Annotated in this window: 10 protein-coding genes and 2 tRNA genes; 4 read left to right on the top strand and 8 right to left on the bottom strand. The window is 33.2% G+C overall.

Annotated elements, in window-relative coordinates; all coding sequences use genetic code 11:
- Positions 1–47: 47 nt before the first annotated feature.
- From D1818_RS11190 to D1818_RS11175, 4 genes are all read right to left on the bottom strand, one after another.
- On the bottom strand, positions 48–482 hold the full coding sequence (locus D1818_RS11190; protein WP_118458989.1) for a hypothetical protein: 435 nt from the start codon (positions 480–482) through the stop codon (positions 48–50).
- Between the two features lie 32 nt (positions 483–514).
- Positions 515–1,783: a hypothetical protein gene (locus D1818_RS11185; RefSeq protein ID WP_147406135.1), complete on the bottom strand. Its 1,269-nt coding sequence runs from the start codon at positions 1,781–1,783 to the stop codon at positions 515–517.
- A gap of 398 nt (positions 1,784–2,181) precedes the next feature.
- Complete coding sequence (locus D1818_RS11180) at positions 2,182–4,812, bottom strand: AsmA family protein (RefSeq protein ID WP_233558560.1); 2,631 nt, start codon at positions 4,810–4,812, stop codon at positions 2,182–2,184.
- A gap of 78 nt (positions 4,813–4,890) precedes the next feature.
- The gene (locus tag D1818_RS11175) at positions 4,891–5,598 is read right to left on the bottom strand and encodes a queuosine precursor transporter (RefSeq protein WP_118458985.1); all 708 of its coding nucleotides are present in this window, start codon (positions 5,596–5,598) and stop codon (positions 4,891–4,893) included.
- Positions 5,599–5,707: 109 nt separating this feature from the next.
- Between D1818_RS11175 and folK the strand changes: the two genes are divergently transcribed.
- A complete protein-coding gene (gene folK, locus D1818_RS11170) occupies positions 5,708–6,835 on the top strand; it encodes a 2-amino-4-hydroxy-6-hydroxymethyldihydropteridine diphosphokinase (RefSeq protein WP_118458983.1) in 1,128 nt (375 codons plus the stop codon).
- A gap of 1 nt (position 6,836) precedes the next feature.
- Here folK and D1818_RS11165 read toward each other — a convergent pair whose 3' ends face one another.
- From D1818_RS11165 to D1818_RS11150, 4 genes are all read right to left on the bottom strand, one after another.
- The gene (locus tag D1818_RS11165) at positions 6,837–8,150 is read right to left on the bottom strand and encodes a dipeptidase (protein WP_118458981.1); all 1,314 of its coding nucleotides are present in this window, start codon (positions 8,148–8,150) and stop codon (positions 6,837–6,839) included.
- Between the two features lie 80 nt (positions 8,151–8,230).
- Positions 8,231–9,139, bottom strand: coding sequence for a hypothetical protein (locus D1818_RS11160; RefSeq protein ID WP_118458979.1), 909 nt, complete (start codon positions 9,137–9,139; stop codon positions 8,231–8,233).
- 514 nt (positions 9,140–9,653) lie between these two features.
- The gene (locus tag D1818_RS11155; RefSeq protein ID WP_118458977.1) at positions 9,654–10,181 is read right to left on the bottom strand and encodes an RNA methyltransferase; all 528 of its coding nucleotides are present in this window, start codon (positions 10,179–10,181) and stop codon (positions 9,654–9,656) included.
- A gap of 134 nt (positions 10,182–10,315) precedes the next feature.
- Complete coding sequence (locus tag D1818_RS11150) at positions 10,316–11,860, bottom strand: fibronectin type III domain-containing protein (protein ID WP_118458974.1); 1,545 nt, start codon at positions 11,858–11,860, stop codon at positions 10,316–10,318.
- Between the two features lie 380 nt (positions 11,861–12,240).
- On the opposite strand from D1818_RS11150, the gene mutS reads away from it, so the two are divergent.
- The 3 genes from mutS (at position 12,241) to D1818_RS11135 (ending at position 15,104) form a co-directional block, all read left to right on the top strand.
- On the top strand, positions 12,241–14,835 hold the full coding sequence (mutS, locus tag D1818_RS11145; RefSeq protein ID WP_118463666.1) for a DNA mismatch repair protein MutS: 2,595 nt from the start codon (positions 12,241–12,243) through the stop codon (positions 14,833–14,835).
- A 96-nt stretch (positions 14,836–14,931) separates the two neighbouring features.
- Positions 14,932–15,003: transfer RNA gene (locus D1818_RS11140), tRNA-Gly, on the top strand.
- A 17-nt stretch (positions 15,004–15,020) separates the two neighbouring features.
- Positions 15,021–15,104, top strand: a tRNA-Leu gene (locus D1818_RS11135).
- The last annotated feature ends 40 nt before the right edge of the window (positions 15,105–15,144 follow it).

The raw sequence follows: 15,144 nt of genomic DNA, 5'->3' as shown, positions 1-15,144 counted from the left end.
AAAACAGCCATATGTGGCTGTTTTTATATATTTAAGGGATGTGAGTTTTAGAAATTCCCGTTTACCCCTATTCGAATTTTTTTAATCATTTCTTCATAGTATAGAATAGACCATACGATTTTTTCTGTATCTGCATAGGGTATAAACTCGGTTATTAAATTACCAGTACTTTCGAATGCTTCGGTAGTGGTTTCATGATGTTTCTTTAAGAGTTTTAGATTATCGGAGTTTTCCTTAATTCCAATATCAGAAAGACTTACATCAGCCTCGTTAGTAAGTGCTATATAAGGTAGTACCGTAATAATCTCGTTCGCTCGCTCTATATATAATTTAACAAGTTCTCCTTTTTTTAGATCTTCTAATTCATCAATAGTATGAAACTTAGTAATTAAGGTGCTTTGATCAAAAAAGACATTCTTTTTAGTTTGAGCAAAGCCTGTAGCGGTAAAAAAAATAGCTAGGAATATGGTAATTGATTTCATTATAAAGATATTAATTAAGGTAAAATTTAATTTTATTGCATGACCGTATAAGTGTCACGTGCTTGTTTTAACGTAAATTTTGGGTTTTTAGCATCTAATGGTTTTTCAAAGAAATCAGATACGTTTTTAAATTGTGTAGTGAACATATTGTATTTAAGAAGTCCATGTACCTCATTTTTCGGTTCCAATGGGACCAATACATTGGTGTCGTGGACATTAAAAATACTGTTTTCTAAAGAAAACGATGTCTCTAAATTAGTATAAGATATATAAGATTTGTCAAATTTTGCTACATTGGCAAAGCCAGATATTCTAGAATCTGTGACATGTAGCCGCGCTAAATTTTTAGAAGAAATAGCAGCTCCAGTATGTTGGTAATTACTGCTGTCTGATAAATTGATTAAAGTAGCATCTTTTATATCCACATTAGATAATTCTAGAGACGTCATACCTAATTTTTTATCATAACCGTCTATTTCGATTGCATAAGAACCACTGATATCAGAAATGTATGGATGTCTAATCGCGATAATATTATATAGTTCTCCTTGGTAACCTAAAGTAAAATCATAATCATCATCTTTAGCTTTATATGAAATAAGATTGTTCATATTTACAGTACCGCCAAAAAACTCAAAAGAATCATCAGCAGAATGACTTATCATAATATTATTAAGGATTGATTTTTTTCCTAACGCATATAAAGATAGACCATTTAATTCTTTTGATTGATTGATTTTTTTTCCTGCGTACTCAATTCGTACATAGGTCATTATAGTAGTCATCTCATCATCATTATCACCTCCATAGAGAGAGTATTGTGGGAGAAAATCACCTTCTATAACACCAGCTTTGGATGGAGAATTGATGATTCCTGATCCTGCAATGATAACTCCACCCCAATCACCACTTTTTCTCGCTTTTGGTGACTTGTCTGAAGTGAATACAATAGGTTGCCCTTTTAGACCTCTGGCAATTAGTTTAGCTCCTTTACTAACCACAAGACTTGTTTGGGTTTTGGTATCACATCGAATAATCGTTCCTTCTTGGATAGACAGTGTAGCGCCATTAGTCACATATACAATTCCAGTCAGAAAGTATACAGAATCATTTGTTAAGTGCGTGTCTTGATCAATTATCGCAGGGATGTCTTCATCTGATTCTGGATATGCCTCGTGATTCGGATCGAAATTAGCCCATCCATTGATCCATTTCATGGGATCATCGTTAATTGTATTTTGGGACAATACGATAGATGGGAAAAATATCAGTATTGTTAGGGATAAAATAGTTGATTTCATAACTGTTTTACGGGGGTTTTATATTTTGGGAATAAAATTATAACTATAAGTGTTCTACCTATTGTGTCTAACTTTATTAAATAGTTAATCCAATTTTAATAAATTTATTGTGTTGCGGTTACTATTTCTTTGATGAAATAGTCGCAAACGACAGCGAATGTTGTTTGTGAAGTTTTAATATTTTGATTTTAAATGGTTAATATTCGTTTTCGAATCCAATTAAAATCCTATACTTTTTCTGAGTTATCCCAGCACTAATGTAATAAGAAATCAGGTTAAAAAAAATTTATTACTAGTAGAAATTCACAAGAATTGGAATTTTTAGACAAAGTGTAGAAATCTACCATTTCAACTTGTAAAATGACAAAGACTAGCTGGTCTACGCTATGTAAATCTGTTTAGTTTTTGGTTTTTGTAGTGTCTTTTTTCTTTTTCTTGCCAAGAAAACCTCCAAAAATATCTTTGGCAACGTCTTTTAATTTGTCTTCAGGCTTATCCGAAGTTGTCTTAGTAGAGTCTTTATCTTTTTTAGAACCTCCTAATAAATCAGTAAGAACTTTAGTGCCTTCTCCCACTATTTTATCTTTCGCTTTTTCTTTTTGCTTATCGATGATTTGTTGCGTGAGTTGAGTAACCGCTTGTTTGGTGTTGAGATCTATTTTCGGGTTAGAAAAATTCCCTGATATGCCAATTGGTAATGCAACTTTCATTTCGTTTGCTTCTTGATCGCTAAGTTTAGAAATCAATCCGCTTGCATCACTGCCCAAGTATCTTGCAGGTACATCTAATGAAACATTGTAATCCATATTCATGTCAAAACCATGACTACCTCCTGCGGTTATCTTGATTCCTTTAATATCAAAATCAAATGGCTTTACGTTAATTTTACCATCATCAAAGGTGAGCGATGTTTTAAGATCTTTTAGATTAAGTTTATCGAGGTCTAAAAAATTTAGCTTGCTATCCAATTTAGATAGTAATGGTGTTTGGGCTGTACTTATCTGAGCATTTAATATTTCTGCCAAAGCATCCCCTTTTACAGAATTTAAAACTGGCGTAAGGTCATTTTTTAGATTGCCATTTAAGTTGATTTGTGTAGTCAATGCACCTGTTAAGGCTTTAGCAATAGGAGCTAATCCTTGTAGTAACTCTAGACTCGAAAAAGATTTGACAATATCAATTTTACTTAAGTCTAGATTCATACCAAAATTAGGGGTTTCTGATTTTGTAGATACTTTACCATTAAAGGCAAGTCCTCCATCAAAAAGATTGGATGTTACATTTTGTAAATAAGCTGTTTCATCATTTATTTTTACACTTCCCTTGGTGTTTCGTAATTCTAGATTATCATAAATTACTTTTTTTGCATCAAAATTTAAGGTTGCATCTATAAAAGAAGGGATTTTGAGCGGGTCGTTTGTTGCTTTTTCTTCAGTTTGCTCTTCTACTGTTTCATTTTCAGCTACCATAAAATCATTTACCGCAAAAACTTCAGAACTAACATCAAAGGTTCCTTTGAGATCTTGTTTTGAAAATAGAAATCCCATTAAGTTATTTATAGTTCCCTGAGCTGAAAGATCTGATTTACCCGTGGTAACTTCCATTTTATCTAAGGTAATGGTATTTGGCTTAAAATTCACATTGGCTCTTTCAATATTTATCTCACTAGGTAATTCTGGTGAAGCGTATGTGAATTTATCCAAACTAATTGTTCCAGCACTTTTTACGTTTTGATATTCTTCTTTTTCTAAAGATTGCATATCAAAATTGGTGTTTACATTTGCTTTAAGTATTCCATTGAGTTGTTGCTCTAATTCTAAAGGATATGCTTTATCTAAATTAGCAAGATTCAGGGTTCCGTTTACTGCCATATCTACGATCATATTTGTCGTTATATTTCGTAAACTACCTTTGGCTGCAAAGGTATCCTGATCTATTCTGAAAGCAAGATTTCCGATGTTTATATACATGTCATCGGCTAAACCAGTGTCGTTTTTGATTTGCGTATCTATGTTAATATTCTGAACACTTTTTGGTAAATCAGGGTATTTAAAAGAAGCATTATGCGATGCAATTTTAATATCCATTTTTGGGATATATACATCATCAGTTTTTCCCTTGATGATTCCATTTACAGAGAAATCTCCAGTGGTTTGAACCCCATCTAGATTTTTGGCATATACTTCAGGTATAACGGCTAAGAAATTTTTAAAATCCGATGAAGGGGTTTTAAAACTAAGATCTACATCTGTGTATTTTTCAAAAAGCTGTACGAATCCCTCAAATTCTAGAGGAAGTTGATTTATAAAAGCCTTATTTTCTTTGAATGTGTATCGCTGATTTTCGAGGTCTAATTCTAATTCGGCTTCAAGTTTCAGTGAATTTTTATTGAGGTATTTGGTGTTGTCTAAACTAAAAGAAACTTCAGAGCTGGATGCTGTGTCTAATACTATATTTTCTCCGGATAAAGATCCATCACCGCTATGATTTACATTAGTCATAAGTAAAGCGATCTTGCTGATATCATTCTGGTATAAAAGCTTACTATTATTTATTTCATAATGATCTAGTTCGAAGGTAAAAGAACCACTTTCTTCTTTAGTCGCTACTTCTGTTTGTTCTGATGCTTTAGCAATGTCAAAATTAGAATTCCCTATTGAGTCAGTCTTAATTCCAATGTTTGCTTCGTCTATGATAAATTTTTGAATACTGATAGGTTCTTCAGCATCTTTAAATAATTCGTTTATAGACATATCTAGCGATATCTTTTTAGCATAAGCTAACGTATCACCTTCAAAAGGAGCAAAATTAATGATCGAAAGTTCATCAATGATAACAGACGCCTTTGGGAAACTCCTAATCAAGCTAATATCTACATCGGCAAAATCAACTTTAGCATTTACATGCTCATTAGCTAAATACCGTATTTTGTCTTTTATTGTTCCTCCAAATAAGAGCGGTATCGAAATGATTACTATAATTAATAGAGCAACAAGAATTCCGAAGATTTTAAGGGCTTTTTTGATCATTTTAATGCTTTTATGTAAAGTAACGCATTACAAAGGTACGATGTTGCTATTTTTGAGTTAACTATTTGTTAGATTTTTTTAAATTTCAAGAGCTAATTCACCTCCCTGTTTTAGTCCAAACCTTTTTCTTAAGAAATAAACAGCTATATACAGCAGCGGAGTGTCAAAAGCCGCAACCAATACTTTGAATAAAAACCCATTGAGTAATAATACTCCAAAACGATCCCAATCAATAACTCCAGTAGCGCATAACAATAATAATACGGTAAAAGTATCTATAAACTGAGAAGCAAAAGTAGAAAAGTTGTTTCTGATCCATAAGTGTTTCCCTTTCGTTATTCTTTTCCAAAAATGAAAAATCTGAATGTCGATATACTGTGCAAAAAGATACGCCATCATGGAGGCAAAAACCGCTACCACAGTTGCACCAAAAACTTTGGTAAATATTTCATCATTAATAGGAGACCAGCTCGTGGCAGGAACTTCTTTAGAAACGTATATAATTAGTAAAGAAAAGAATGATGCGAAAATACCAGCAGTAACAATTTGATTGGCTTTTCTTTTTCCATAGATTTCACTAATAATATCCGTGATTAAAAAAGTAATTGGATATGGCAAAATTCCAACAGAAATTTCGAAAGTATACACTCCAAAAAAATCCCAGTAAAAAAATTTCTGGAAAATAAGATTTGATGCTACAAGAGAGGAAATAAATAAAGCTCCAAGTATCAAGTAAATCCTGTATGCCGTTATTTTATCTTTAAGATTTAGGGAAGTTTTATTCAAAATATAATTAGTTCATAATACTTCGCCCAAAAATAAGGTGAAGTGGTTTTGTTTTCCTTAATTTGTTCTTAAAAATACGGAGTTCTGATCAGAATATAAATATCCTCATTTGAAAACATCAAATCATATACATATTTCGTTAGGAAGTAATATAGGCAATCGACTGGATTATCTTCAGCAAGCTTTAGAAGCAATTTATGAAACTGTCGGAAATGTAGTAAGTGTTTCTAGTGTTTATCAAACACCGGCTTGGGGATTTAGTAGTGATGATTTTTATAACGCTTGTATTCTTGTGAAGACGTTTTATTCTACTTCAGAAGTATTGGATAAGCTTTTGGAAATAGAAAATTCTTTAGGAAGAAGTAGAAAAGATGGGGAAGGATATGAAGCAAGAACGATCGATCTGGATATTGTTTTTTCTTCAGAAGGAATCATAGAAACCGAGAACTTGATTGTTCCTCATCCATCTATGCAAGATCGAATTTTTGTTTTGAAACCTCTTGAAGAAATCGCAGCAGAATTAGTGCACCCAATATTAAATCAAACTGTACATCAGTTATTAGAGAAAACTGCAGATGTATCCGTGGTGACTAAGCTGTCTGAAGTGATGCTAGGTCCTAAGGCGAAATATTCCTTATCGACTTTTCAATACCTTACTATTGAGGGTAATATTGGAGCTGGTAAAACAAGTCTAGCACGTCTGATAGCAGAAGAGTTTAATGCTAAGTTGGTGTTAGAACGTTTTGCAGATAATCCTTTTTTACCCAAGTTCTATGAAGATATGGAACGATATGCTTTTCCGCTAGAAATGTCATTTTTGGCAGATCGTTATCAACGATTACAGGATGATATTGGTCAATTGGATCTATTTAAAGATTTTGTGGTAAGTGATTATGATGTGTTTAAATCATTGATTTTTGCTCAGGTAACATTGCAAGAAGATGAATATAAACTGTACAAAAAGGTTTTTGATATAATGTACAGGGATTTACCAAAGCCAGGTTTGTACGTGTATTTGTATCAAAATACAGAGCGGTTGTTAGAAAACATAAAAAAACGAGGTCGAGACTATGAACAGAAAATCCCTGCAGAATATCTGAATAAGATTAACAAAGGGTACTTGCAATTCATTAAATCACAAGCACACTTTAATGTAAAGGTTATTGATATATCTGAAAAAGATTTTATTTTAAACAGAGCAGATTATATTTGGATATTGAGTCAGTTGACCAAATAATCTATCCTTTCTGAAGCTCATTAGCAACTTTTTGAACTTCATCCAAAACACGAAGTAAATTACCGCTCCAAAGTTTTTCTATTTGTTCTTCAGTATATCCACGTTTTACTAATTCTAAGGTAACATTGAAGGTTTCTGAAGCATCACTCCAGCCTTCGATTCCGCCACCACCATCAAAATCAGAACTAATACCAACGTGTTTAATGCCAATCTTTTCAACCATATAGTCAATGTGATTTACAAAGTCCACCACATCAACAGCAGGAGGTAAGTCGGTCATTTTTTTGACCTTTGCCCGTCTTATCGCGGCCATTTTTCCTAAAAAATCATAGTAGGTTTCTTTTTCTTCAGAACTAAGTTTCATAACTTCTTCTCGTTCTAACCAAGTAATACCCATAGAATCCGCAATTTGTTTTCCTATTTCTACTTCTTTTACAACTCTCTTTTCGAATTTTTCAGTATTTAAGTAAGAAGTAAAAGCGACTGTTTGCACGACACCTCCATTTTCTTTTAACCATTGTAATTGTTCGTCATCTAGATTTCTACTATGATCACATAACGTTCTTGCGGAAGAGTGTGAAGCAATAATAGGCGCTTTAGAAAGCTCGATCATCTGACGCATGGATTCCTTAGATGGATGAGATACGTCGATCATCATACCCCATTTATTCATTTCGGCCACTACTTCTTTTCCTAGATCACTTAATCCATTATGTAGCCATACATCATCCGCTTCACCTGTATTAGAATCACAGAGTTGGCTATGCCCGTTATGAGATAATGACATATATCTTCCTCCTAAATCATAAAACTTTTTTACATTATTGATATCGGTTCCCACTGGATAGCCGTTTTCAATCCCAATCATCGCTACCTTTTTACCGGATTTATGAATTCTACGTACATCTTCAGAAGTTAACGCTAATTCAATCTGGTTCGGAGCAATGGTGTCTACTAATCTGTGAATTGCATCAAATTTAGACATAGCAATCTTATGAGCTTTGTCAAACCCTTCGGTGTTCAGTGAATCTTGTCCTGTATACACAATAAACCAAGCAACATCTAATCCACCTTTATTCATTTTTGGTAAGGTAATCTGAGAGTTTAGATCTTGTGTGTAATTAATAGAATCTGTAAAGTTTTTAATATTAATATCGCAATGTGTGTCTAGTGTAATAACGTTTTTATGTATTTTTTTTGCTTTTGCGATCAGTTGATCTTCTGTCATAGATGCTTCTTTTTTAGCTTCTGTTGTTTTTTCGTTACAACTTATTAAAGTTAGACAAATGACCAGTATTGCAGAGATGTATTTCATTATAAGAATAGTAATTGAGTTAGTTAGCCTTAAACTTACAAAACAAATCTTACAATTTAATTTATAGGTACTGTAAATAATTATGATACGGTTTCTGTGTGTTGTTTAATATTAAGTAATTTATTTTTAAAGAAAGAAATTTCTGGTCGATCTGCTACTATGACAAATAAAGGGATCAATGCATGTGGTAAACGTATTAAAACTTCCCAAGTCCATTGATTAAATGAGTTTCCTAAAAACTCAATATGAAAATGTCCTACCAAACGAGCTAAGGCAGTGAGTCCTCCCCATATAAAAGCATAGACCAAAGCAGGATAAGAAATCTTTGGGATAAAAATGGCAATTGCAACCACAAAATCTAGAATACCAGCAATTTTTAATAGCATATGAGCACTAGGTTCACTGATAGGTAAGGTGTTTAAAGTCATGTCGATGAAATTACCTGGTCTTGGATAATACCCTATTGCATAGAGACCATGACAACTAAAGGTGAATGCGATAGCTATTAGTGCTATTAAACGGATTTTTTTAAACTCGACGGTTGTAAACAATGCTAAATACAATAGAACGGGTGACATAAATTGAATCATATATTCAAAAAATTGCCCTACGTGAAGAAATTTTTGTTTGCAATACAGAACAGCTAGTATAAAGAGTCCAAAACTACCGCCCAATAAAAAAAGTTTACCTACTTTTTTCATATTTGGTTTAATGATTAGAGCAACAATGGCACATGCTAAATATAATACGCCTATGACTTTTGTCATTGTGTTTATTCCATTGTCAACCGCACCACTTGTTACATATTCATTCCAGGAAGTATTGAAAATGTTTTCTATAATACCTTGTAACATAGATTCATCCCATAAAAATGTACGATAAGGGGCATCCCATACTATATGCTGATAAGCTCTTCCTAAAAAAATCAAAAAAGCGGATATTTTTAAAATAGAAATAAGCCTTGGATTGATTGTTTCTGAATTATTCATTGATGCCTTATATAAATTAGTTGAGTATTATTAAAAATAGATAAAAATGAATTATTATTTTACGAATGGAAATTAAATCTTCAATATTTTTCTGTTAAGAAAAATTGATTTGAGACTTTTTAGTGTGAAGTGTAAAACTACTCGAAAGAAAATTCAAGCAGTTAACAAAATTGATACAAATCTTGCTAGGTTTTGTTTATTTTTAATGGATTTTTAGGTTTCATTAGTAGATTAAGAGTTTAGGTTAACGTTTCCAAAATCAGTTTCTAAATATCATTTACGTTATGATTTTGTCAAAGGGTAATTTGATACTGATCAGCCTAATAGTTAATGCAAATCAAGATAATTCTAATATTGTAAATTTTGCTTTTCGTTGATAGCCATTTTTTCTTTTTTTGAATATCAAAAATGATTTCAGATGGATGAATAGCAACCTACTTTTGGTTGAAGTTAAAAGTTAAATAGAAATTTGTAGAGCCCCTTTTTGTTAGTAAGCTAATTTGTTTAAGATTTTTTATAATTTCGAAAACAGATCCCAAATTACAATTCCAGTACTTACAGAGATATTTAAGGAGTGCTTGCTTCCATATTGAGGAATTTCAATAACTTGATCACTTGCAGAAACTACTTCCTGTTGAACTCCTTTGACTTCATTTCCAAAAATAATAGCATAGGTTTGATTAGGTTCTGGGCTAAAAGTATTTAGCATTGTAGCGTTTTCTGCTTGCTCAATAGATAGGATTTTGATGTTTTCGGATTGGAGTTTGGTAACCAGATCTATTGTATTTTCTGTATACTCCCAATCCACAGTATCAGTAGCTCCCAACGCGGTTTTCTGAATATCTTTATGCGGTGGAGTAGCGGTAATCCCACAGAGGTATATTTTTTCGATCAAAAATGCATCAGCGGTTCTAAAAACAGATCCAATGTTATTAAGACTTCTGATGTTATCTAGAATAATAATCAAAGGTGTTTTTTTAGCCGTTTTGAACTCTGTTATGGTTTTACGATCAAGTTCACTGTTCTTTAGTTTACGAGCCATTATTTTGCGGTAGCAATTTTATTAATTGATGATTTTATTAAATAATGGGTCAAAGGTATAACTTTCTAACACATAATTTCGGACCACCTTTTTAGGATCCCAAAAGTTGCTAAAAGTAAAGTAATAAGAAAGTGCTACCCCTTTATAAATCTGTAGCTTTTGTTTCCTTTTTCTGTAGTGACATTCATAAAGTATACACCAGATCTTAAATGATCAGTATTGTATTTAGTGATTTTAGAGGTGAAATCAATTTTCTCAATAACCTTACCTAGAATATCTCTAATAACGGCACTATTATTTTCTGTTTCTGAATAATTAGTGTTGTTAATAGTCAGTAATCCTGATATTATAGGATTAGGATATATGCTGAAATTGGAAGTTACATTAACATCTTCTGTACTTAATACGTTTCCAGTGTGTGGATTCTCAATGTTTACTACTGTTCCTCCATTTGGATTCCATAGATCAATATTAGAAGGGAGTGTAAATAAATTAGTATCATTTAACAGTCCAACTTCATCAGCGTTATCCACTTTTATAGTTCTTAGTTCGATCTTTTCCTTATCTATCCATAACCATTTAAATTGATTAAAAGAACCAGAAGCCTTTGTCCAATCTTTCGAATCATTGGCGCTTCTGGTAGGAGCTCCCCAGCATCCTTCTCCTACATAGATAGCACTATTGGGATCTGTATCTGCTCTAATGAAACCTTCATCGCTACCATTTCCTGTAGAAGGTTTGATTGGCCAGGTACGTTTGACTACGTGGGAATCACTTTCCATTACTAACTGCACGGCGTGGTCATAAAATGGTTTAGACCAAGCTTCATATTGATCATTCTGCTCTGATTTTCCGGATTGATGAGGTCGGGTAGCTCTATGATATTGAGCTACTGCCCAGAAGTGATTTGCTGCATTTGCAGTTAGATCATTCTGTAACCAATTGCCTTGGGTGCCTCCAGGAGTCACTTCCGTGTTAAGTGTATAAGTCCTTATTAAATTACCTCCAAAACTTAATGCATAGTATTCCCCTCCAGCATCTGTAGGGATATCAAATAAATCTCTAACGTTATTAGAGTCTTCATGATTTCCTCTAGCGGCTACCACAGGAATCATTCTACCATCAGATCCAATAGTTAATTGCCAGTCATTAAACCAGTTTTGCCATTGTGAGTTTGTAGAGTCATCTGTCATATCACCTCCAAATAACACCGCATGTGGCCTCAGTTTAGAAACTAGCTTATTAGCATTTTGTCTTGGAGTTCTATTATTTCTAGAATCACCTCCTGCAACAATAGATAATCTGGTATTAGGATCATTTGGAGCAGTTTTAAACCAAAATCGATCAGAGACACCTTCACTATCTTTAATTACAAAATAATATGCGGTATCCGGTTGTAATCCTGTTAATCTTGCAAAGTTATTATCCATACCTTTTCTAGAAACTGTTCTGTCGACAGTTTTGTTATTTGGATAAGAATTATAATTAGTTCCAAAATCTTCGATTCCATAATAAACTACAGGAGAATTGCCACTGATCTGATTCCATCCTATAACCATTGTGGTTGATGGATCTGTTCTCCAAGTCAGACGATATTTGTCTGTGTTTGCTATAAGACTTCCTATAGTTGTTATAAACAGAAGTATTAGTAGAAACAATGATTTCTTACTTGTTTTCATGATTTTGAGTAGGTTTATGAGTTTACAGATTTTAAAATTAAGGACTTATTATTGTTTAACTTTAGATATTTATCAAACAATTTATTGAGATTTGTCAACTTTCATAAACGCTGTCTAAAAGGATATTAATAAAAAGTCATTTTTTTTATAAACGTTGAATTTTACTAAATCATATGTTTTTTACAGAGTAGAATCAATAAAAAGGAAGAAAGGTATAAATCTGATAATGTTCTCGTTAGATAGTTTGGAAAAATTGTGAATAAAAATGAATAACTCCTTTTAACTAGGTTTCAAAAAAAAATGGAGAATACCTACTTTAGCCAAATTAGAAAAATCATATCCTTTTGGCAGCAAAAAAAGAAAAAAAAGTAACCCCATTAATGAAGCAATACAATGCGATTAAGGCTAAATATCCTGACGCATTGTTGCTGTTTAGAGTAGGGGATTTTTATGAGACTTTTGGCGAAGACGCTATTAAAGCAGCAGCAATTCTTAATATTGTGCAGACTAAAAGAGGTAATGGTAGTGAAAACGAAACTGCTTTAGCTGGATTTCCGCACCATTCTTTAAATACATATTTGCCTAAATTAGTAAAGGCTGGAGAACGAGTTGCCATATGTGATCAGTTAGAAGACCCCAAGCAGACCAAAACTATTGTCAAAAGAGGAGTAACAGAGTTAGTAACTCCAGGAGTTGCACTAAATGATGAGGTTTTACAGAGTAAAACCAATAATTTTTTATGTGCTTTACATTACGGTAAAAAAGAATTAGGAGTTGCATTTTTGGATGTTTCTACCGGAGAATTCTTAACGGCACAAGGAGATGTGGCACAGATGGATAAGTTGCTACGTAATTTTAATCCAAGTGAGGTTTTAATTCCTAAACCAAAAAAGCAAAACTTTCAGAATGATTTCGGCAATGATTTTCATACATTTTTCTTAGAAGATTGGGTCTTTAAAACAGATTATGCAAATGAGACGCTAAATACTCATTTTGAAACTACTTCTTTAAAAGGATTCGGAGTAGATCACTTGCAGGAAGGTGTTATTGCCGCAGGTGTAATTCTTCATTATTTAGGAGAGACACAACATCATAAATTGCAGCATATAACTACGATACAACGTATTGCAGAGGATGAATATATATGGATGGATCGTTTTACAATTCGTAATTTGGAGTTGTATAATCCTAATGCTGCTAATGCCGTAACGCTAATAGATGTAATTGATAAAACAATTTCTCCGATGGGAGGTCGTACCTTAAAACGATGGTTGGCATTACCGCTTAAAAATATTGCAAGTATCCAAAAACGCCATGAAGTAGTACAATACTTTTTGGATAATGGGGTGTTACATCAGAAGATTCAACATCAAATTAAGCAGATCGGGGATATAGAACGTTTGATTTCTAAAGTAGCTACTGGAAAGGTAAATCCTAGAGAAATCATTCAATTAAAAAATTCCCTGGAAGCTATAGTGCCGATTAAGGCGCAAGCAGCTAATAGCGATAATGAAGCATTAAAAGTAATCGGAGATACACTTCACGATTGTGAATTGTTACGAAATAAAATTAAAGAAACGCTTAATGAAGAGGCTCCCGTAAATATTCTAAAAGGAAATACTATAGCAGATGGATATCTGGAGGAGTTAGATGAGTTGCGGTCTATAGCATTCTCTGGTAAAGATTATCTGGATAAAATGCTGGAACGTGAAACGGAAGCTACAGGGATTACTTCTCTAAAAATAGCTTCTAATAATGTTTTTGGGTATTATATTGAAGTAAGGAATACTCACAAAGATAAAGTTCCTGAAACTTGGATCCGCAAGCAGACACTGGTTAATGCTGAAAGATATATAACTGAAGAATTAAAAGAATATGAAGCTAAAATTCTTGGAGCCGAAGAAAAAATTCTATCATTAGAACAACAATTGTTTAGTGATCTGATTGTATGGATGAGTGAATATATCAAACCAGTACAGCTAAACGCTACTTTAATTGGTCAACTAGATTGTTTGTGCTCATTTACTCAGTTAGCCAAAGAAAATAAATACACACGTCCTATTATTGATGATTCTCATCATCTGGAAATTAAAAATGGACGTCATCCAGTAATTGAGAAACAATTACCTCCAGGGGAACAATATATTGCGAATGATGTTTCTTTGAATAGAGAAGATCAGCAGATGATTATGATTACAGGTCCTAATATGAGTGGTAAGTCGGCCATATTAAGACAAACAGCGTTAATTGTTTTATTAGCACAAATGGGAAGTTTTGTTCCTGCAGATGAAGCGAAGATAGGAGCTGTAGATAAGATATTTACTAGAGTAGGAGCGAGCGATAATATCTCTATGGGAGAGTCTACTTTTATGGTAGAGATGAATGAAACAGCAAACATTCTAAATAATATATCGGATAGAAGCTTGGTGTTACTTGATGAAATAGGTCGTGGAACCAGTACTTATGATGGAATTTCTATTGCTTGGGCCATTAGTGAGTTTCTCCATGAACATCCGGCAAGACCGAAAACGTTATTTGCGACACATTATCATGAGCTTAATGAAATGTGTGAGACTTTTGATCGAATCAAAAACTACAATGTAGCGGTAAAAGAATTGAAAGATAATGTGCTTTTTCTGCGGAAATTAGTTCCTGGAGGAAGTGAGCATAGTTTTGGTATTCATGTGGCTAAGATGGCAGGAATGCCTCAGCAAGTGCTTCATAGAGCTAATAAGATGCTTAAGAAATTAGAGAAATCTCATAGCAGTGAAGAATTAACTGATAAAATAAAGGGAATCCAAGAAGAAGAAGATGAATTACAATTAAGTTTTTTTAATCTGGACGACCCTTTATTAGAAGAAATTAAGGATGAAATCGTAAATATTGACATAGATACGCTTACTCCGGTAGAAGCTTTGATGAAATTAAATGAGATTAAACGTATGTTAACCAGGAAGAAAGCTTCTACAGTGTAAAGTTTTTTATTCTTTTTTTAGAAAAGACTTTGGTATTACTAGAAATGTTTTAAATTTGCATCCGCAATAACACATTGCGAAGTTCATAAAATTACTGCGAAAGTAGCTCAGGGGTAGAGCATCACCTTGCCAAGGTGAGGGTCGCGAGTTCAAATCTCGTCTTTCGCTCTGAGGAAATATACCACGCTCGGGTGGTGGAATTGGTAGACACGTTGGACTTAAAATCCAATGTCCATTAGGACGTACGGGTTCAAGTCCCGTCCCGAGTACATAAGCAAACCCTTTGATTTTCAAAGGGTTTCTTTGTTT

Source organism: Aquimarina sp. BL5 (assembly GCF_003443675.1).
GTDB lineage: Bacteria > Bacteroidota > Bacteroidia > Flavobacteriales > Flavobacteriaceae > Aquimarina.
Note: the sequence above shows the minus strand (reverse complement) of the source record. Positions and strands in the feature narration are given on the sequence as shown.